Origin of the sequence: Azospirillum sp. A26, assembly GCF_042604635.1 — a bacterium.
Taxonomy (GTDB): domain Bacteria; phylum Pseudomonadota; class Alphaproteobacteria; order Azospirillales; family Azospirillaceae; genus Azospirillum; species Azospirillum palustre.
The window spans coordinates 849,286-868,829 of the sequence record NZ_CP170472.1 but is presented as its reverse complement, the minus strand read 5'-3'; the positions used below and the strand labels follow the sequence as shown (position 1 = coordinate 868,829).

General features: G+C 66.4%; 20 protein-coding genes. 3 read left to right on the top strand and 17 right to left on the bottom strand.

The genetic code is table 11. The features are described from left to right. Nucleotides 1–12 precede the first annotated feature (12 nt). From ABNQ39_RS04650 to ABNQ39_RS04600, 11 genes are all read right to left on the bottom strand, one after another. Nucleotides 13–561, bottom strand: a complete 549-nt coding sequence (locus ABNQ39_RS04650) for a hypothetical protein (protein ID WP_376959234.1) — start codon at nucleotides 559–561, stop codon at nucleotides 13–15. Between the two features lie 132 nt (nucleotides 562–693). Further along, entirely contained in the window at nucleotides 694–1,002 is a 309-nt protein-coding gene (locus ABNQ39_RS04645; RefSeq protein WP_376959233.1) for a hypothetical protein, read from the bottom strand. A 163-nt stretch (nucleotides 1,003–1,165) separates the two neighbouring features. Then, nucleotides 1,166–2,446, bottom strand: coding sequence for a GTPase HflX (hflX, locus tag ABNQ39_RS04640; RefSeq protein ID WP_376959757.1), 1,281 nt, complete (start codon nucleotides 2,444–2,446; stop codon nucleotides 1,166–1,168). Nucleotides 2,447–2,498: 52 nt separating this feature from the next. Next, nucleotides 2,499–2,747, bottom strand: coding sequence for an RNA chaperone Hfq (hfq, locus tag ABNQ39_RS04635; RefSeq protein WP_012974114.1), 249 nt, complete (start codon nucleotides 2,745–2,747; stop codon nucleotides 2,499–2,501). Between the two features lie 60 nt (nucleotides 2,748–2,807). Beyond that, nucleotides 2,808–3,536 carry an HAD family hydrolase gene (locus ABNQ39_RS04630; RefSeq protein ID WP_376959232.1) on the bottom strand — a complete coding sequence of 243 codons (729 nt, stop codon included), beginning with the start codon at nucleotides 3,534–3,536 and terminating at the stop codon, nucleotides 2,808–2,810. A 182-nt stretch (nucleotides 3,537–3,718) separates the two neighbouring features. Then, nucleotides 3,719–5,119 (bottom strand): nitrogen assimilation response regulator NtrX, encoded by a 1,401-nt coding sequence (locus ABNQ39_RS04625; RefSeq protein ID WP_098739871.1) that lies wholly within the window; start codon nucleotides 5,117–5,119, stop codon nucleotides 3,719–3,721. Continuing rightward, nucleotides 5,109–7,427, bottom strand: coding sequence for a sensor histidine kinase NtrY-like (locus ABNQ39_RS04620; protein WP_376959231.1), 2,319 nt, complete (start codon nucleotides 7,425–7,427; stop codon nucleotides 5,109–5,111). Before ABNQ39_RS04620 ends, ABNQ39_RS04625 begins: the two co-directional genes overlap by 11 nt. Before the next feature lie 235 nt (nucleotides 7,428–7,662). Continuing rightward, the gene (ntrC, locus tag ABNQ39_RS04615) at nucleotides 7,663–9,108 is read right to left on the bottom strand and encodes a nitrogen regulation protein NR(I) (RefSeq protein ID WP_376959230.1); all 1,446 of its coding nucleotides are present in this window, start codon (nucleotides 9,106–9,108) and stop codon (nucleotides 7,663–7,665) included. Then, the gene (locus ABNQ39_RS04610; RefSeq protein WP_098741078.1) at nucleotides 9,108–10,307 is read right to left on the bottom strand and encodes a two-component system sensor histidine kinase NtrB; all 1,200 of its coding nucleotides are present in this window, start codon (nucleotides 10,305–10,307) and stop codon (nucleotides 9,108–9,110) included. The genes ntrC and ABNQ39_RS04610 overlap by 1 nt, the downstream gene beginning before the upstream one ends. Nucleotides 10,308–10,321: 14 nt before the next feature. Further along, complete coding sequence (dusB, locus tag ABNQ39_RS04605) at nucleotides 10,322–11,308, bottom strand: tRNA dihydrouridine synthase DusB (RefSeq protein ID WP_376959228.1); 987 nt, start codon at nucleotides 11,306–11,308, stop codon at nucleotides 10,322–10,324. Between the two features lie 156 nt (nucleotides 11,309–11,464). Then, on the bottom strand, nucleotides 11,465–12,295 hold the full coding sequence (locus ABNQ39_RS04600; RefSeq protein ID WP_376959227.1) for a cytochrome C assembly family protein: 831 nt from the start codon (nucleotides 12,293–12,295) through the stop codon (nucleotides 11,465–11,467). A gap of 175 nt (nucleotides 12,296–12,470) precedes the next feature. Here ABNQ39_RS04600 and ABNQ39_RS04595 point away from each other — a divergent pair, with 175 nt between their 5' ends. Genes ABNQ39_RS04595 through ABNQ39_RS04585 form a run of 3 tightly spaced genes read left to right on the top strand, consistent with a single transcriptional unit; the run spans nucleotide 12,471 to nucleotide 14,414 of the window. Further along, nucleotides 12,471–13,643 (top strand): bifunctional 2-C-methyl-D-erythritol 4-phosphate cytidylyltransferase/2-C-methyl-D-erythritol 2,4-cyclodiphosphate synthase, encoded by a 1,173-nt coding sequence (locus ABNQ39_RS04595; RefSeq protein ID WP_376959225.1) that lies wholly within the window; start codon nucleotides 12,471–12,473, stop codon nucleotides 13,641–13,643. A 36-nt stretch (nucleotides 13,644–13,679) separates the two neighbouring features. After that, nucleotides 13,680–14,183 carry a CinA family protein gene (locus ABNQ39_RS04590; RefSeq protein WP_376959224.1) on the top strand — a complete coding sequence of 168 codons (504 nt, stop codon included), beginning with the start codon at nucleotides 13,680–13,682 and terminating at the stop codon, nucleotides 14,181–14,183. An 18-nt stretch (nucleotides 14,184–14,201) separates the two neighbouring features. After that, nucleotides 14,202–14,414: a 4-oxalocrotonate tautomerase gene (locus tag ABNQ39_RS04585; RefSeq protein WP_376959223.1), complete on the top strand. Its 213-nt coding sequence runs from the start codon at nucleotides 14,202–14,204 to the stop codon at nucleotides 14,412–14,414. A 33-nt stretch (nucleotides 14,415–14,447) separates the two neighbouring features. Here the strand turns inward: ABNQ39_RS04585 and ABNQ39_RS04580 are convergent, their stop codons facing one another. From ABNQ39_RS04580 to ABNQ39_RS04555, 6 genes are all read right to left on the bottom strand, one after another. Further along, nucleotides 14,448–14,903 (bottom strand): type II toxin-antitoxin system RatA family toxin, encoded by a 456-nt coding sequence (locus ABNQ39_RS04580; protein WP_109049901.1) that lies wholly within the window; start codon nucleotides 14,901–14,903, stop codon nucleotides 14,448–14,450. Between the two features lie 36 nt (nucleotides 14,904–14,939). Continuing rightward, the gene (gene lipA / locus ABNQ39_RS04575; RefSeq protein ID WP_109096348.1) at nucleotides 14,940–15,896 is read right to left on the bottom strand and encodes a lipoyl synthase; all 957 of its coding nucleotides are present in this window, start codon (nucleotides 15,894–15,896) and stop codon (nucleotides 14,940–14,942) included. A gap of 62 nt (nucleotides 15,897–15,958) precedes the next feature. After that, nucleotides 15,959–16,444 (bottom strand): DUF29 domain-containing protein, encoded by a 486-nt coding sequence (locus ABNQ39_RS04570; protein ID WP_376959222.1) that lies wholly within the window; start codon nucleotides 16,442–16,444, stop codon nucleotides 15,959–15,961. A 42-nt stretch (nucleotides 16,445–16,486) separates the two neighbouring features. Beyond that, nucleotides 16,487–17,884 carry a dihydrolipoyl dehydrogenase gene (gene lpdA, locus ABNQ39_RS04565; RefSeq protein ID WP_376959221.1) on the bottom strand — a complete coding sequence of 466 codons (1,398 nt, stop codon included), beginning with the start codon at nucleotides 17,882–17,884 and terminating at the stop codon, nucleotides 16,487–16,489. A 15-nt stretch (nucleotides 17,885–17,899) separates the two neighbouring features. Next, nucleotides 17,900–18,202 carry a chorismate mutase gene (locus ABNQ39_RS04560; protein ID WP_063634466.1) on the bottom strand — a complete coding sequence of 101 codons (303 nt, stop codon included), beginning with the start codon at nucleotides 18,200–18,202 and terminating at the stop codon, nucleotides 17,900–17,902. Nucleotides 18,203–18,221: 19 nt separating this feature from the next. Next, nucleotides 18,222–19,544 (bottom strand): pyruvate dehydrogenase complex dihydrolipoamide acetyltransferase, encoded by a 1,323-nt coding sequence (locus tag ABNQ39_RS04555; protein ID WP_376959220.1) that lies wholly within the window; start codon nucleotides 19,542–19,544, stop codon nucleotides 18,222–18,224.

Below are 19,544 nucleotides of genomic sequence, written 5' to 3'. Positions count from 1 at the left end.
GTTCGGAGAGGATCAGCGCTTCGCCGCCGGCTTGCTGCCAGGTACGCTGTCCAGCTTCAAAACGGGATCGCCGCCCTTCGGGTCGGTCAGCAGCACCTTGCCGTCCAGCCCACTGTCCTTCAGCGCCTCCGACAGCGCATCGAAGGTGGCGCGGTCGGCCGCGGCGGCGGCGGCTTCCTTGGCTGCATCAGGCTGCGGAGGCGGTACGGGACCGCCCTGCGCCGGTTGGCGTGGCGCCTTGGGGTCGGGTGGCGGCGGAGGCGGAGGCGCCGCAGCGGTATCCTTCTCAGATTCGGGCGGCGGCGGCGGGGGTTGCCACAGGCGAAAGCAGTCGGTGAAGGTCTGCTGCTTGCAGTCCTTCAGCAGACCGGCTGCATCGGGAGCGACGACCTGCGGCTCATCGGGCGCCACCGACAGCGGCTTCGGCGGCGGAGGAAGCGGGTCCTCGGGTGGGGTCTCCGGTTCTTCCACATAGCCGGGCGGCAGCGGGGTTCCCGGTCGCAGCGGCTCCGCCGCCGCCAGTGGCTGGACGAATGCCAGCAACAGCGGCAGCGCCGGCATCAGACGGCCGGCACCGGTCAGGATGGTTCGGGAAGGGAAACGGAGCAATTCGGGACCGCGGCGATGGCGAACGGCTCATTATGACCTGCCATCGCAGGCGCCGTCATCCCTCAAGCATGTGTCAAATCACCGTCATGCCGCGGCGCGCTGATCGTGGTGCGGTTCATGGCGGGGGCTACCGGTGAAGCCGCCATAGCCCCAGGCAGTCAGTTCACGGCAGATCGCCGAAATCTTCGCGACCTCATCGGCGTTCGGTTCCCGCTCGCCGGCGGCCTCGATCAGATGCATCAGGGTGGTACGGCCTTCCGGCGTGCGAGAAAGCTCCTGCAGGCGCAGCAGGGCCGCACCCGGCGGCAGATTCTCCTGACGGGCGACGAGAGCTACCTGATCGGCGAGAAATGCCGTAATCGAGAAGCACGACGGATCGGTTTGCAACCGCATTGGCAGTCCTCCTCAAGGGGGAGCACGACCGCTCCTTTCCCATCATCGGACCCTAACGGAGAAATAACCACGCCGCATTCGTCTTAAGACCGGAGTGGGGTGCAACAGGTCATAGTCCTGTCCACACCCCTTTCCGTTTAGCCAGGGCACCCGACAGCACCGCCTAAGGTTGCGGTTCAGGCTGACTGTCGGGTTGGAACCGCTTTTCGAACCGGGCGAGATCGACGGGATCGATGGAGACATGCAGATGCGCATGTTCCTCGTCGTCGCGCCGGTCCAGCACCTCGCCCCTGGCGTAGAGCCAGGCGAGCGCAGCACCGTCGCCAAGGTCGACCGAGAGGTCGACGACCTGCCGGTTGACGTTCATCCGCTGGTCCAGCAGGCGGTCGAGGTCGTCGATCCCCTCGCCGGACAGGGCGGAGACCGCCACCGCACGCGGATTGCGGCCGGTCTGGGCCAGGATCGCCGCACGGCTCTCCTCGTCCAGCGCGTCGATCTTGTTCAGCACCTCGATCACCCGGTCGTCCGCCTCCGGGTCGATGCCCATGTCGGACAGCACCTCATGGACGTCGGCCTTCTGGGCGTCGCTGTCGATGTGGGCGATGTCGCGGACATGCAGGATGATGTCGGCGGCGTCCACCTCCTCCAGCGTGGCGCGGAAGGCGGCGACGAGGCCGTGCGGCAGGTCGGAGATGAAGCCGACCGTGTCCGACAGGATCACCTTGCGCCCCGACGGCAGGGTCACCTGCCGCATGGTGGGATCGAGCGTGGCGAACAGCAGGTCCTGGGCGAAGACGTCGGCATTCGCCAGCCGGTTGAACAGCGTCGATTTGCCGGCGTTGGTATAGCCGACCAGAGCAACCACCGGATAAGGCACCTTCGCACGTGCCTTGCGGTGAAGGCCGCGGGTGCGCCGCACCTCCTCAAGTTCCTTCTTGATCTTGATGATCCGGTCGCCGATCAGGCGGCGGTCAAGCTCAAGCTGCGATTCGCCGGGGCCGCCGAGGAAGCCGAAGCCGCCGCGCTGCCGTTCCAAGTGGGTCCAGGACCGCACCAGCCGGGACTTCTGGTAGGTCAGCGAAGCCAGCTCGACCTGGAGCATGCCTTCGCGCGTCCGGGCGCGGGCGCCGAAGATCTCCAGGATCAGGCCGGTGCGGTCGATGACCTTGGCCTTCAGCGACCGCTCGAGGTTGCGCTGCTGCACCGGCGACAGGGCATGGTCGAGGATGACGAGCGTCGCCTCGGCCTCTTCCACCACCTGCGCCAGATGCTCCACCGTGCCGGAGCCGAGCAGGGTCGACGGTTGCGGCCGGTTCACCTTGGCGCATTCGGCATGGACGACGTCCAGCTGAATGGCTTGGGCAAGACCGACCGCCTCCTCAAGCCGCGATTCGGGAGGGCGCATGTCCCCGTCCGCCTCACTGCGGAGGACGGGGTGGACCACGATGGCCCGCGCGGCGCCGTCAGGGGCCGCGCCGTTACCATTGGTCAAGGGATCAGACGCTTTCACCTTCCTTGGGCGGCTCGAAAAGTTGAATGGGATGGGCCGGCATAACCGTCGAGATTGCGTGCTTGTAGACGAGCTGCGAATGCGCGTCGCGCCGCAGAAGTACCGAGAAGTTGTCGAACCAAGTAATGATGCCCTGGAGTTTCACGCCGTTCACGAGAAAGACGGTTACGGGAGTCTTGTTCTTACGGACGTGATTGAGAAACACGTCCTGCACGTTCTGGCTTTTTTCAGACATTTTTCATGCCCCCTTCTTCAATGTTCTTGGGACCCCTTTTTAGGCGGTCCGCTCCCCGTTTCACGGTGTAGGTGTGGTCCGCGTTGGTACCGTCTCGACAGCCGTTTGCAGGGATATGGTATCACCATTGCCGTCCACCAAGCCATACAGGACGCTGTGGAGCGCCGTACAGTCGGTGTGGCGATGGGCGGGCGGGAATCGGTCGAAGCCACTCCCCTCGCCCAGCCCTATTAGCACCGGAACGAGACCGGCGCCATGGGCGCATTCCATATCGATGTCGGCATCGCCGAGAAACCAGACATCCCCACCCGGCGCGATCCCCGCCGGTTCCAGCGCCATCCGCACGGGGGCGACGTGCGGCTTGTCGAACTCGGCGTCCTGCGCGCCGACCAGCTTGCCGAAATACCGGGTCCAGCCCAGGGCGTCGGCCTCCGCCCGCAGGAACTTGCCGTTCTTGTTGGAGACCACGGCCTGATAGACGCCCTGCTCGTGGAAATGGCGCAGCAGCGTCTCGGCACCCGGCAACGGCGTCAGCCCGTCCAGATGGTGGGCGGCGAAATAGGCGTAGAACAGGTCACGCGCCTCGGTCCAGCGCTCGCCGAAAATGCGCGGGAAGCTGTCGCGCAGCGATGCCTTGATCCGCTCGCGCGCTTCCTCGGCACTCCAGGGGGCAAGACCGAAGGACACCAGCGCATGGTTCAGCGCCTCGCGCACCGTGTCCCAGTTGCTGACCAGGGTGTTGTCCCAGTCATAGATGACGGCGCGCGGCAGGGTGATGGGGGAGGACAAGGAGATACTCCGGCAGGCGTGAACATGATCGGCGCGAAGCCGACTCCCTCACGCGGAGGTCATCCCCGCGAAGGCGGGGATCCAGGCTGACCCATAGTCACTTCCGTACAGACGCTGGATTCCCGCCTTCGCGGGAATGACGGACGGACTGAGAAGCCGTTGGCGTCGAGCGATTGCACCGATCACTCGAGGAACATCTTCCCCTTCTCGCTGCCATGGACGCCCAGCGACTTCAGCTTGCGGTGAAGGGCGGAGCGTTCCATGCCGACGAAGGAGGCGGTGCGGGAGATGTTGCCGCCGAAGCGGGTGACCTGGGCCAGCAGATATTCGCGTTCGAACACCTCGCGGGCTTCGCGCAGCGGCAGCCCCATGATCTCGCCGCCCTTGTCCCATTTCAGGACCGTCGGCGTGATGGCGCCGATCTCCGGCGGCAGGGTGTCGGCGCGGATCGGCTCCTTGGGGTCGCCATGGGCCATGATCAGCAGCCAATCCACGACGTTGCGCAACTGGCGCACGTTCCCCGGCCAGTCATAGGCCTGGAGGGCGGCCATGGCGTCTTCGCCGAACTCGCGGGTCGGCAGGCCGGACGCTTCTGCGGAGCGCTGCATGAAATGGCGGGCCAGCACCGGGATGTCCTCGCGCCGTTCGGCAAGCGACGGTACACGGATCGGCACCACCGACAGGCGGTAGAACAGATCCTGGCGGAAGCGCCCCTGCTCGATCTCCGCCTGGAGGTCGCGGTTGGAGGTGGCGATGACGCGCACATCCACCTCGACCCGCTGTCCGCCACCGACGCGCTCGAACACCTGCTCCTGAAGGGCGCGGACGATCTTGCCCTGGGTCTCCAGCGGCATGTCGGCGACTTCGTCCAGCAGCAGCGTGCCGCCATGGGCCTGCTCGAAGGTGCCGATCTTGCGGCCGGGACCATCGACGCCGGCCTCGGTGCCGAACAGCTCCATCTCCAGCCGTTCCGGCCGCATGGTGGCGCAGTTCAGCCCGACGAAGGGACCGCCGGCCCGGCGGGAGCGGGCATGGATCAGCCGGGCGACCACCTCCTTGCCGGCACCGGGCGGGCCGGAGATCAGGACACGGCTGCCGGTGGGCGCCACCTTGTCGATGGACTGGCGCACCTGATTGACCGCCGACGACTTGCCGATCAGCTCTGCGTCGCCGCCGGCGCGCAGCTTCAATTCCTGGTTCTCGCGCTTCAGCCGCGCCGCCTCGATGGCGCGGTCCACCATCAGCAGCAGGCGGTCGGCCTTGAACGGCTTCTCGATGAAGTCGTAGGCGCCGACCTTGATCGCCTGAACCGCGGTTTCGATGTTGCCGTGGCCGGAGATCATGATGACCGGCAGGTTGGCATGATCCCGCATCAGCTGTTCCAGGATCTGCAGGCCGTCCAGCCTGCTGCCCTGGAGCCAGATGTCGAGCACGACGAGGCTCGGCCGGCGCGCCGCCACCTGGGCGAAGGCCTGATCGGCATCGGCGGCTTCGCGCGTCTTGATGCCTTCGTCGTTCAGGATGCCGGCTATCAGCATCCGGATATCGGCTTCGTCATCGACGATCAGAATGTCATGCGCCATGGGCTTCGTGCCTCATCTCTCCGCCGGTCTCCGCCGGCCTGTCGTCACGGCCGCCCGCGTCGTTCGCGACCGTAACCGGGTGTGGAATGACCAGGGTCACGCGCGCCCCGGGTCCGCCTTCGCGGTCCTCGAGGGTCAGCACGCCGCCATGGTCCTCCATGATCTTCTTGACGATGGCGAGCCCCAGCCCGGTGCCCTTGGCCCGCGTCGTCACATAGGGTTCGGTCAGCCGGTCGCGCTGTTCGCCGCCGGGCAGGCCCCTGCCGTTGTCCTGTACGGTGACGACGACCTTCTCGCCGTCGTCCTCCACCGCAATCGCCACCTCTCCGGGCGGCATCTCCGACCCGTCGGCCGGCGGCGTGCGCCCTTCGATGGCGTCGGCCGCGTTCTGGAGCAGGTTGGTCAGCGCCTGGGAGATCTGCCGGCTGTCGCAGGCCACCGTCAGCGGTCCGGACGGCAGCCGGGTGTCGAAGCGGATCCTGCCGGAATGGGCGCTCGATTGCAGGAACACCGCCTGCCGGACCAGATCGTTGATGTTGACCGGCTTCATCACCGGCTGCGGCATCCGTGCGAAGGCGGAGAATTCGTCCACCATGCGGCGGATGTCGTCGACCTGCCGGACGATGGTGTCGGTGCACATGGTGAAGACCTCCGTATCGCTGGAGATCTCCTTCAGATATTTGCGGCGCAGCCGTTCGGCCGACAGCTGGATCGGCGTCAGCGGGTTCTTGATCTCATGCGCGATGCGGCGCGCCACGTCGGCCCAGGCCGCCTTGCGCTGCGCCGACACCAGTTCGGTGATGTCGTCGAAGGTGACGACATAGCCGCGCACATTGCCGTCGCGCACCTCCGCCGCGATGCGGACCAGCAGGGTCAGCGTCGTCTTGCCCGGACGCCGGATCTGGATCTGGTCCTGCACCACGCGGCCGGGCTTCTTCGGCGCGTTTTCCAGCAGGTCGCTGATGTCGGGCAGCAGCTCGACCAGCGACATGCCGATCATCCGTTCCGGATCCTCCTCGCCCAGCAGGCGGGCGGCGGACAGGTTCGGCAGGTTGATGACGCCGTCGGCATCGACACCCAGCACGCCGGCCGACACGCCGGACAGCACCGTCTCGGTGAAGCGGCGGCGCTCGTCGAGCAGCCGGTTGGTCGACAGCAGCTCCCGCCGCTGCCCTTCGATCTCGGTGGTCATGCGGTTGAAGGCACGCGACAGCAGGACGAACTCGTCCTCGCCCGGCGGTTCCGACACGCGGACGGTCAGGTCGCCGGCGCGCACCCGCTCGGCGGCGCCGATCAGGGCGCTGATCGGGCGGACCAGCCGGGTCGCGAAGTTCAGCCCGGCCCATACCGCCGCCAGCAGCAGCAGCATCGCCACCACCAGGAAGATCAGCGTGAAAGTGACCTGCAGGCTGCCGCGCTGATTCTCCAGCGCCGTGTATTCCTTCACCGCCCCCTCGGCCGAGGCCATGTGCTGGAGCACCCGCGGCTCCACCATGCGGCCGACATAGAGGAAGGTGTCCGACACCCGGTCCAGGCTGACCAGGGCGCGGACACGGTCGTCGGATTCCTTGACGATCAGCGCGACCTCGCCGGTGCGGGCCTGCTGGATCTTGTCTTCCGGGATCGGTTCGAATTCCAGGGTGAAGGTGTAGCCGGCCCGCGCAACGATGGCGCCGGTGGTGCCGTTGAAGACGATCGCTTCCGACAGCGTACGCAGCATCGCCTGGGTGGCGACGACCTGCTCGAACCGCTCGGGGTCGCTGGAGAAGCGCGCCTCCTGCGACAGGTCGTTGGCCATCGCCAGTGCGTCGGCGCGGATGTTCTGCTGGTGTTCGTGCAGGTAGGCGCTGGCCACCACCAGGGATTCGTTTACCGCCGTGCGGACGCGGTCGCTGAACCAGCTCTGCACCCCGACATAGAAGAACAGGGTGGAAAAGACGGTCATGATGATGGCCGGCGCCACCGCCAGCACGCTGAACACCAGAACCAGACGGGTGTGCAGCCGCGACCCCGCCAGCCCGCGCCGCCGCCCGATCAGGATGGCGACGATACGCCGCGCGATCAGAACGCCCAACGTCAGCAGGATCGCAAGGTCGAGCGTCAGCAGAAGCGTGACGGTCCGCGGGTTGGCCTGACCGAACGGCGCACTTTCCGTCATCGCCGCATAGGTGGCGAACCCGGCGGCCAGGGCCGCCAGCGATAGGGCAAAGGCCAGCCGCTTGCCCAGGCCGACCCGCCTGGACCATTGAAGAATCTTCTGCCAGACCGGCCTTTGGCCGGCTGCTGCGATGTCGGAATTCGGTGGCATGATCCGGCGCTAATCTGTTGCCGGAAAGATACACCTCTGTTGCGGCCCTGCCAAGCCTCAACGAATCTGCCTTTCGGACAGCACAGTCTACGCCGGAAGGCGTCAGAAGAGGTGCAGAAGGCGCTACGCGATGAATGGGCGGCGGTCTGGCCGCCGCCCTCGACCGGGGTGTGTCACAATTTTGGCACGGATCGGCCGCTGTGGCGGACCTCCCGCACGCACTGCCGGATGCGGCTTATTTGATACCGCGCATCACCTGGATATCGAGGTCGCGGATCTTCTTCCGCAACGTGTTGCGGTTCAGACCGAGCAGCTGTGCCGCCTTGATCTGGTTGCCACGGGTTGCCGACAGGCTGAGCGAGATCAGCGGCCGTTCGATTTCACGCAGCACCCGGTCATACAGGCCGTTGGACGGCATGCCGTCCTTGTGGGCGGCGAAATAGTCCTTCAGGTGGCGCTCAACGGCCGAGGACAGGCCCTCGCTCTGCGGCTCCTCCACCGGCTGGGCGGCCGGGGTGGCGTCGGCGAGTTCCGCCTCCACCACATCCAGCCCGATCACCTCCTGCGAGTAGAGCGCGGCCAGACGGCGGACGAGGTTTTCCAGTTCACGGACGTTGCCGGGCCAGCGATAGCGCTTCAGCCGGTCCATCGCCGCCTGGTCGATGCTCTTGGCCGGGAGTCCCTGGCTGATGCCGAGATTGAGGAAATGGCGGACCAGCAGCGGGATGTCTTCCGTCCGCTCGCGCAGGGGCGGCAGGCGGATCGGCACCACGCACAGGCGGTAGAACAGATCCTCGCGGAACAACCCCTGGCGGATCAGGGTGCGCAGGTCGCGGTGGGTCGCCGCGATGATGCGCACGTCGGTCTTGATCGCGGTGCGCCCGCCGACGGTGGTGTATTCGCCCTCCTGCAGCACGCGCAGCAGCCGGGTCTGGGCATCGAGCGGCATGTCGCCGATCTCGTCCAGGAACAGCGTTCCGCCCTGCGCCTGCTCGAACCGGCCGGTCGACCGGTTGGTGGCGCCGGTGAAAGCGCCCTTCTCATGGCCGAACAGTTCGGATTCGATCAGTTCGCGCGGGATGGCGGCCATGTTGATGGCGACGAAGGCGCCGTTGCGCCGCTTGCCGTAATCGTGCAGCGCGCGGGCGACCAGTTCCTTGCCGGTGCCGGACTCGCCGGTGATCATCACCGTCAGGTCGGTGCCCATCAGGCGGGCCAGCACCCGGTAGATTTCCTGCATGGCGGGCGAGCGGCCGATCAGCGGCAGCTGTTCCTCTCCCTCCATGTCGCCGCCCGGCACGGCGGCCGGCGGGGTGTTGGTGTTCAGCGCGCGTTCGACGACGGAAACCAGTTCCTTCAGGTCGAACGGCTTGGGCAGATATTCGAAGGCCCCACGTTCCGCCGCCTTCACCGCGGTGATCAGCGTGTTCTGCGCGCTCATCACGATGACGCGCATTTCGGGCCGCAGCTTCTTGATGCGCGGGATCAGGTCCAGGCCGTTTTCATCCGGCATCACCACGTCGGTGATGACCAGATCGCCCTGCCCGTCCGCAACCCAGCGCCACAGCGTCGCGGCGTTGCCGGTGGTGCGAACCTCGTGCCCCAGCCGGCCCAGGGCCTGCGTCAGGACGGTGCGGATGGCGCGGTCGTCATCCGCGATGAGAATGGTCGCTGCGCTCATCAACGAGTCCCCCGGCCGCCCTTGGACTGCAAGCCAGCGTCAGAAATCTTCGAGTCCCCGGAAAGTTTCGGTTCATCGTATTTCGAATCATCGTACATCGGCAGCGACACCTTGAAGACGGTCCGGCGAGGCTGGCTGTCGAACTCGATGGTTCCGCCATGGTCGCCTATCAGTTTGGCCACCAATGCAAGACCAAGGCCAGTTCCGTTCACTTTGCTGGTCACGAACGGATCGAACAGATTGGACTGAAGGTCTTCCGGAATGCCGTCGCCGTTATCCTGAACCGTCACCAGTAGGGGCAGGTGCCGGCGCACGTCCCCGCCGGGCAGCGCCATGCGCACACCATGCTGGTAGGAGGTCGTCAGCGTGATCTCGCCGCCCGATTCCGGTGCAGCCTCTGCCGCATTTTTGACCAGATTCAGGAAAACCTGCACAAGTTGGTCGCGATTGCCGTAAACAGGAGGCAATGACGGGTCGTACCGCTCGACAAAGCGTATTTTTCGGGCAAAACCGCTCTGAGCCACTTTCCGCACATGTTCCAGAACGGTGTGGATGTTCACCGCGGCACGTTCCAGCGGTCGTTCGTCGGAAAACACCTCCATCCGGTTGACCAGCGCGACGATGCGGTCGGCCTCGTCGCAGATCAGGCGGGTCAGCACCCGGTCCTGGTCGCTGGCATTTTCCTCCAGCAGCTGGGCGGCGCCGCGGATGCCGGACAGCGGGTTCTTCACCTCATGGGCCAGCATCGCCGCCATGGCGGTGACGGAGCGCGCAGCGTGGCGGTGAGTCAGCGAATGGTCGATCTTGCGGGCGAGCGACCGCTCATGGATGGTCAGCACCACATGGTCGGGCGGGTCGCCCATGGTCGCCACCTGCACCGTCACATGGTGCGGGCCGATGCGGGGCGTGTCGATGATGACACCGTCCTGCGACACCCGGCGGCTGCCCCGGCGCACCTGTTCGATCAGGCCCATCACCGGGCTGTCCGGCGGCAGCAGTTCCGGCAGCGGCATGCCTTCCATGGCGTTGGCGGACAGGTCGAAGAACTCCTGCCCTTCCAGATTGACGAAGCGGATGTCGCCGTTGCCGTCTACCACGAGCACCGGATCGGGCAGGCTGTTCAGCACCACCAGCGAGTCCAGCCGCGGCGCTCTGGCGGCACCCGACCGGTTGCGGCCACGCTGGCCCGGAGCGGTCATCGGTACGGGATCCATCAGGCGGCCATCCTTTCGATTGCCGGTTCATAGAAGGCACGGATGCGCTCGCGCACCGCGTTCGGGTCGCCCAGCTGGTTGACCTCCTGCCGGAACTCGTTGGAGCCACGCAGACCGGTCGAGTACCAGGAGACATGCTTGCGGGCGACCTTGATGCCGCCGTCCGTGCCGTAATGGCTCAGCATGCTGTCGAAATGCTCCAGCAGCGTGTCCATCTGCTCGGGCAGCGGCGGGTCGGGCAGCGTCTCGCCGGTGCGCAGATAGTGCATGACCTGCGACGGGAACCAGGGGCGGCCATAGCTGCCGCGCCCGATCATCACACCGTCGGCGCCGGATTCGGCGAGGGCACGGCCCACCGCCTCGAAGCTGGCGATGTCGCCGTTGACGACAATGGGGATCTTCACCGTCTCCTTCACATGGCGGACATAGGTCCAGTCGGCGGTGCCGGTGTAGAACTGCATGCGGGTGCGGCCATGGACCGTCACCATCCTGATGCCGCACTGCTCGGCGATGCGGGCGAGATTGGGGGCGTTGCGGTTGGTATCGTCCCAGCCCAGCCGCATCTTCAGCGTCACCGGAATGCTGACGGCCTTCACCACCGCCTCCAGGATGCGGCCGGCCAGTGCCTCGTCCCGCATCAGGGAGGAGCCGGCATGGCCGTTCACCACCTTCTTGACCGGGCAGCCGAAATTGATGTCGATGACCGCGGCGCCGCGGTCCTGGTTCAGCTTCGCCGCCTCGGCCATCACCTCGGGCTCACAGCCGGCGAGCTGGACCGCCATCGGAAACTCTTCCGGTTCGGTTTCCACCATGCGCAGAGTCTGGCAGTTCTCGCGGATCATCGCCTGGCTGGCGATCATCTCAGACACGACGAGGCCGCAGCCCGCGCGCTTCACCAGACGGCGGAACGGCAGGTCGGAGACACCCGACATGGGCGCCAGGATCACCGGTCCGGCGAGCGTGATGGGTCCGATTTGTATGGTCATTCTCACCTGCCCGATTGATGGGCAAATCAACAAAGTGCCGTCAATTTGGGCAAGTTATCACGTGGCGACAGTCGTGTGCAAGGGCGAAGCCCGACCGCCGCGCTCAGGCCCTGCCCTAAACCCATGATCTTGCATCGGCTTGCGCCGATTTCCGGCTCAGCTCCAGGTCCACTGCCCGATCAGCACGTTCGAGACGAACTTGACGCCGGGATAGGCAAGCGTCGCCAGCAGGTAGACGATCAGCATGGTGCGCGCCGCCGTCCGTCCGCGCACCCCGGTCCGGTATTCGGCAAGCAGCAGGATTCCGATCACGATGAAGGTTGCGAGCGACAGCAGGCTCTTATGATCGGTGCGGAACAGCAGCCCCTGCTCAAAATAGAGCACCGCCATACCGGTGGCGAGGCCGGCACCCAGCACCACTTCCGACGCGATCAGCAGGCGCAGTTGCAGCCGCTCGCTCTCCGCCACCGGCGGCAGGAAGCGGCTGAGCGGGGTCGGCCGCTTGGACTTCAGCGCCCGGGTCTGGATCACCGCGGCGAAGGACGACACGGCGCTGAGCGTCAGCAGGGCATAGGTGAAGACCGACACGGCGATGTGCAGGTCGATCCACACGCCCGGCGCATTGCCGCGAAGGATCGGCGCCGGCGCATCCTCGGTCAGGGTCGCCAGCAGGCAGACCACCAGCAGATAGGGCAGCAGCAGCGGCGCCAGCCTCCAGGCGGTGGCATGGAACAGGCTCAACCCGATGAACAGCGCCATGCAGGCGGCCGTCGTCACCCACAGCGCCGTCGAGAATCCGGTCTGCCACTGACCGGCAACCTGGAGGATCGCCCACATGCCGGGCCCGGCGGCGGCGAGCAACAACGCGCCCCAGAAAGCCCAGCCGCGTCCCTCCACGCCCTGCCCCGCGATCCGCCGGTAGGGGTAGAGGGCGGCAGGCACCAGGGCCACCAGCGCCGTCAGGCTCAAAAAGATGTTCTGCGACATGGACCCGAATGCACTCCCGTCTTTCCGCCATCATGCTGCCGGAGCGTGCCGGCCGGCTCCCTGACATTGTCCGGAGCATCTCGGCGGCAAGGCTCGGCACTTGGCGGAACCACGGCGACAGGCTAGGCTCCGCGACGTTTCCGTCAAGTGGCTATCATATCTTACGGTTTGCCTTATGCCCACCTGCATCGCCCCAACCTGTATTGCTTTGATCGTGGCCGGAGGGTCCGGACAGCGGTTCGGGGCCGAGCGGCCGAAGCAGTATCTCGACCTCGCCGGCAAGCCGGTGCTGCGCCGGACGGTGGAAGCTTTCCTGGGCCATCCGCAGGTCACCGGCGTGCGCGTGGTGATCGACCCGACCTGGCGCGATGCCTGTGACGCCGCCCTGTCCGGACTCGCCCTGCCCGACCCGGTTGCCGGCGGCGCCAGCCGTCAGGACTCGGTCCGCAATGGGCTGGAGGTATTGGCCGCCGACGGCGCACCCGATCTCGTGCTGATCCACGACGCCGCCCGCCCACTGATCGATGCGGACACCATCGCTGCGGTGATCGCGGCACTGGACAGCACGCCGGGCGCCATCGCAGCGGTGCCGGTGGCCGATACGCTGAAGCGCGGCAGCGGGGACGCCATCGCCGGCACGGTCGACCGTGACGGGCTGTGGCGGGCGCAGACACCGCAGGGCTTCCGCTTCTCCGCCATTCTCGAAGCGCACCGGGCCGCCGCCGGCCTGTCGCTGACCGACGATGCCGCAGTGGCGGAGCGCGCCGGACTGACCGTGGCGCTGGTGCCGTCCAAGGAGGACAATTTCAAGGTGACCACCCCCGACGACCTGACCCGCGCCACCCGCGCGATCATGAGCAGCCTGTGGGACGTGCGGACCGGCAGCGGTTTCGATGTCCACCGCTTCACCGACGGCGATTTCGTGACGCTCTGCGGCCTGCGCGTTCCCCACAGCCATGGGCTGGAAGGCCACTCCGACGCGGATGTCGGATTGCATGCCCTGACCGACGCCATTCTCGGTGCGCTGGCTGCCGGCGACATCGGCAGCCACTTTCCGCCGACCGATCCGCGTTGGCGCGGGGCCGACAGCGCCAAGTTCCTGCGCCATGCCGCCGATCTGGTGGCGGAGCGCGGCGGCGTCATCGCCCATGCCGACGTGACAATCATCTGCGAGCGACCGAAGGTCGGCCCCCACCGCGCCGCCATGGTCGAACGCATTGCCCAGATTCTGGGCATCGAGGTCGGACGGGTCAGCGTGAAGGCGACCACCACCGAGCAGCTCGGCTTCACCGGCCGGCGCGAGGGTATTGCGGCACAGGCTGTGGCGACCGTCCGACTTCCGGGCTAACATCCCGACCAACGATACGAACCGGGAGAGGCCGTCATGTTTCCCGAGATCATCCGCGACCTCGCCGCCCAGACGCTTGCCGAATACGGCCTCGCCGGCTTCATGCTGGCGACGGCCGAATCCTGCACCGGCGGCCTGATCGCCGGCGCCCTGACCGACATAGCCGGCTCGTCCAAGGTGGTCGACCGCGGCTTCGTCACCTACACCAACATCGCCAAGACGGAGCTTCTGGGCGTTCCGGCCAGCCTGCTGCATGCCCATGGCGCCGTCAGCCCCGAGGTGGCGGTTGCCATGGCGGTCGGCGCGCTGGCGAAATCGCGGGCCGACGTGACGGTGGCGGTGACGGGGATCGCCGGCCCCGGTGGAGCCACGGAAACCAAACCGGTGGGCCGGGTCTATGTCGCCACCGCCGTGCGCGGCGGGGCTGCCAAGGCCAAGGAATACACCTTTCCCGGCGACCGCGACGCCGTTCGGATGGCGACGGTCCAGGCGGCGCTGGAGCGACTGCGGCTTGCCCGGCCGACCGGAAGCCTGCGCTGAAGACTCGCCGATAAGCTATTGACCACGAAGGAAAAACACCCAATGCCGACCATCAACATCCAGCTGTTCGAAGGACGCACCGTCGAACAGAAGCGCGAATACGCCAAGGCGTTGACCGAGGCGACCGTTAAGGTCCTCGGCTGCTCGCCGTCCGCGGTGGACATCATCTTTCAGGACGTGAAGAAGAGCGATTGGGCGAGTGGCGGGGAACTGTGGTCGGACAAGAGCTGACCGACCACCCACCTCAATCGTCCGCGGCCGGCGTCAGGCCGGCTGCGTCGCCCGGCCCGGCCCGTAAAGTTGGGCCGCGCGCGTTTCGAAGGCCTGCACCATGCGGCGGACAGCCTCATTGAACAGCAGGCCCATGATCTTCTGCAGCATCTTCGAGCGGAACTCGAAATCGACGAAGAAGTCGACGCAGCAGCCGCCGGGATGCTCGTTGAAGATCCAGTGATTGTTCAGATACTGGAACGGCCCGTCGGTGTACTGCACGTTGATCCGGCAGTCGGGCTCGTGCAGTTCCACCCGTGAGGTGAAGCGTTCGCGGACCATCTTGAAGCCGATGATCAGGTCCGCGAACATCACGTTGTCTTCGCGCTTGCGGATGCGGGCCGCCAGGCACCAGGGCAGAAACTCCGGATACTTCTCCACGTCCGCGACCAGGTCGTACATCTGCTGGGGCGTGTAGGGAAGAACCTTCTTCTCCGCGTGCGTCGGCATGCCCGTACCATGTCCTTTCTTATTGAACCGCCTGGATCAGGCGGCGGCGACCCCCAGCTTGCGCAGCCGGGCTTCGCGCAGCTTCTCGAAATCCGCACCCGCATGATAGGACGAGCGCGTCAGCGGCGACGAGGCCACCAGCAGGAAGCCCTTGCCGCGGCCAACAGTGGAATAACCGTCGAACTCCTCAGGAGTCACGAAGCGATCCACCGCCGCATGCTTGGGCGTGGGCTGGAGATACTGCCCAATCGTCAGAAAGTCCACATCGGCCGAGCGAAGATCGTCCATCACCTGGCCGATCTCCTCCTTCGTCTCGCCCAGGCCGACCATCAGGCCGGACTTGGTGAAGATCGTCGGATCCAGCTCCTTCACCCGCGCCAGCAGCTGCAGCGAGGCGAAGTAACGCGCACCGGGACGGATCGTCGGGTAGAGACGCGGCGCGGTTTCCAGATTGTGGTTGAACACGTCCGGCTTGGCCTCCACCACCACCTCGACCGCGCCCTTCTTCTTCTGGAAGTCGGGGGTCAGGATTTCGATGGTCGTCGTCGGCGAGGCGGCGCGGATGGCGCGGATGGTGCGAGCGAAATGCTCGGCGCCGCCGTCGGCCAGATCGTCGCGGTCGACCGAGGTGATGACGACGTGGGAAAGCTTCAGTTGACCGACGGCCTCCGCGACCTTCTCCGGCTCATGCGGGTCGAGCAGATCCGGACGCCCGGTCTCCACGTTGCAGAAAGCGCAGCCGCGCGTGCAGATGGAGCCCAGGATCATGAAGGTGGCGTGCTTCTGCTTCCAGCACTCCCCGATGTTCGGGCAGGCGGCCTCTTCGCACACGGTGTTCAGCTTCAAACCGCGCATCAACTGGCGGGTCTCGTTGTATTCCTGGCTCATCGGCGCCTTGACCCGGATCCAGGCCGGTTTGCGCTGGATGGGGTTGTCGGGCTTATGGGCCTTTTCGGGGTGGCGCAGCTTCTCGGTCTGGTCGACGAGGGTCATGGTCTAAAGCTCCCGATGGCCGACGCGATGCCCCGGCCCCGACAATAGGTGCGATGAGGATGTCAAACCCGCCATTCCGGCGGAAACAGTTCGGCCGGATAGGCCGGATCGAGCGCCTGGTCAAGCGTGAAAGGCGGCTCGACCGGGAAATGGCCGTCAGGGGTATCCGCCTCGACGGCTGCCCGCAGGCGGGCATCCGAGTATACATCGGCGAAAACGTCGGCAATGTAGGGCCGAAGGCTTGGGCTGTCCTTGATCTCGCGGATCAGCTTCTTGCGCTGCTCCCGGACGGTCAGGCGCCAGCCGCGCTCGCACCGTTCCCGCAGGTCAGGGCAGAACATCCATTTCAGCAAATGGACCAGCAGAACCCCAAGGCGATGGTCAATCTCGGACTTCTGGCTGCGGCCCATGCACTCGATCTCCTCGGCGACGTTCTCCCAGTCGACCGGGGCATTGTTCCGCTCGGCGCCGGCACGGCGAAGCTCCTGCGCCTGGGCTTGGGTCCAGGCGTAGAAATCTTCGTCATACGCGGCGCTGCTGCGATCCATGGCCCCATCCGGCTGGGAAGAACGTCACCTCGGAAACATTAGTTAAAAGTGGATCGCCCGGCCATAGGCATCAAGGACCGACTCATGCATCATTTCCGACAGGGTCGGGTGCGGGAACACCGTGTGCATCAGCTCGGCCTCGGTCAGCTCCGACGACTTGGCGATGCCATAGCCCTGGATCAGCTCGGTCACTTCCGCGCCGATCATGTGGGCGCCCAGCATCTCGCCGGTCTTGGCGTCGAAGATGGTCTTGATCAGGCCTTCCGGCTCGCCGAGCGCGATGGCCTTGCCGTTGCCGACGAACGGGAAGCGGCCGACCTTGATCTCGTAGCCGGCTTCCTTCGCCTTCTTCTCCGTCAGACCGACCGACGCGATCTGCGGGTGCGAATAGGTGCAGCCCGGGATGTTGCGGACGTTCAGCGCATGCGGATGCTTGCCGGCGATGTGCTCGGCCACGATCACACCCTCGTGGCTGGCCTTGTGGGCGAGCCAGGGAGCGCCGGTCACGTCGCCGATGGCGTACACGCCCGGCTCGTCGGTCTCGCACATGCCGTTGGCCTGGATGTGGCCGCGGTCGGTCTTGACCTTGGTGTTCTCCAGGCCGAGGTTTTCGGTGTTCGGGCTGATGCCGACAGCGACGATGACGCGGTCGACCGTGATGTCCTCGGTCTTGCCACCGGCTTCGACGGCCACGGTCACGCTGTCGGCGGCCTTGCGCAGGTTGCCGGCCTTGCCGCCGGTGATGATGCGCATGCCCTGCTTTTCGAAGGCTTTCCGGGCCAAGCCCGAGATCTCCTCATCCTCCACCGGAAGGATGCGGTCCATCACCTCGACCACGGTGACTTTGGCGCCGAGCGCATTGTAAAAGCTGGCGAACTCGATGCCGATGGCGCCGGAGCCGATGACCAGCAGCGACTTCGGCATGGCATCCGGGGTCATCGCCTTGCGGTAGGTCCAGACCAGCTTGCCGTCATCCTCCAGGCCCGGCAGCGTGCGGGCACGGGCACCGGTGGCGATGATGATGTGCTTGGCGCCGAAGGTGCCGACCGGGGCTTCGCCCTTGGAAACCGCCACCTGCCCCTTGCCGAGCAGCTTGGCGGAGCCCTCGATCACCGCGACCTTGTTCTTCTTCAGCAGGTGCTTGACGCCGCCGTTAAGCTGGCCGGCGACCTTGCGCGAACGGGCGACGACCTTGTCGAGGTCGAAGGACGGGTTCTGGATGACCAGGCCATAATCGGACGCGTGCTTGGCGAGATGCAGCACCTCGGCCGAGCGCAGCAGCGCCTTGGTCGGGATGCAGCCCCAGTTCAGGCAGATGCCGCCCAGGTTTTCACGCTCGATGACCGCGGTGTGCAGGCCCAGCTGCGCGGCGCGGATCGCCGCCACATAGCCGCCCGGCCCGCCGCCGATGACGATGACGTCGTAATTGATGTCGGCCAAGGGTGTTCTCCCCATTCAGGAGCGAGGCGCATCCTCGCGGCCGGCGGCAAAGATGCCTTCCTCGACCCGGCACGCCTCGTCGATGATCGTCTGGTACAGGGTGGCCATGAAGTCCGGATCCAGGCCGTACGCCAAACCCGCCTCGGCCGCCCGCCGTTTGACCGCTTCGACGCGGTCGGGCAGGACGGCCGGCAGGTTCTCCGCCATCTTCACCGCTGCGACGCGGTGGACGACGGACAGGCGCTTGCCCAGCAACGCGACAATCTCGTCGTCGATGGCGTCGATCTCGGCGCGGAGCGGGGCAAGGCTTTTCGACATGGAACCGGTCCTCTAACCGTCAGAGCAGCATCGAGAGCGGATCCTCGAGCAGCTTCTTCACCGCTCCAAGGAATTCCGCACCGACGGCGCCATCGGCCACGCGGTGATCGAAGGTGCCGGTCAGGCTCATCACCGTGGCGATGGCCAGAGCGCCGTCCTTGACCACCGGGCGCTGCTCGCTGGCGCCGACCGCCAGGATGCAGGCCTGCGGCGGGTTGATGATCGCCTGGAACTGCTTGATCCCCATCATGCCCAGGTTGGAGATGGAGATGGTGCCGCCCTGATACTCTTCCGGCTTCAGCGCGTTGTCGCGCGCCTTCTTGGCCAGCACCTTCATCTCGTTGGAGATGTCGGCCAGACCCTTGGTCTCCGCCTTCTTGACGATCGGGGTGATCAGCCCGGTCGGGGTGGCGACGGCGACCGAGATGTCGGCATGCTGGAACTGCAGCATCGCCTCATCGGTCCAGGCGGCGTTCAGCGCCGGAACCTTCTTCAGCGCCAGCGCCACGGCGCGGATGATGAAGTCGTTCACCGACAGCTTGTAGGCGTCGGACCGGCCGTTCAACTCGGCACGGACCTTCATCAGCGCGTCGATCTCGACATCCACCGTCAGGAAGTAGTCGGGGACCGTGCGCTTCACCTCGCCCAGACGCTTGGCGATGGTCTTGCGCATGCCGCTGTTCGGCACGGCGGTGTAGGCCATGCCCAGCTTGTCGGCGAGCGCCTTGGCATCCACACCTTCGGCCTTGGGAGCCGGGGCCGGTGCAGCAGCGGGAGCCGGAGCGGCGACCGGAGCCGGGGCGGCAGCGGCCTTGGCCGGGCCGGCGGCCTTGGCGGCCTCGACGTCGGCCTTGACGATGCGGCCGTGCGGGCCGGTGCCCTTGACGGTCTTCAGGTCGACGCCGGCCTGCTCGGCGATGCGGCGGGCCAGCGGGCTGGCGAACACGCGCTCGCCAGCCGCCGCCGGAGCGGCAGCAGGCGCGGCCGGAGCCGGAGCAGCGGCGGCAGCCGGGGTTGCGGCGGGCGCCGGGGCGGCGGCCGGAGCCGCTGCTGCCGGGGCCGGAGCGGAACCGGCGGACGCCAGCGCGCTCTCGTCCTCGCCCTCTTCCAGCAGGATGGCGATGGGGGTGTTCACCGCCACGCCCTGGCTGCCGGCCGGGATCAGGATCTTGCCGATGCGGCCTTCATCGACCGCTTCGACTTCCATGGTGGCCTTGTCGGTTTCGATCTCGGCGAGCACGTCGCCGGACTTCACCGTGTCGCCTTCCTTCTTAAGCCACTTGGCGAGGTTGCCCTCGGTCATCGTGGGCGAGAGGGCAGGCATCAGAATCTGAACGGTCAT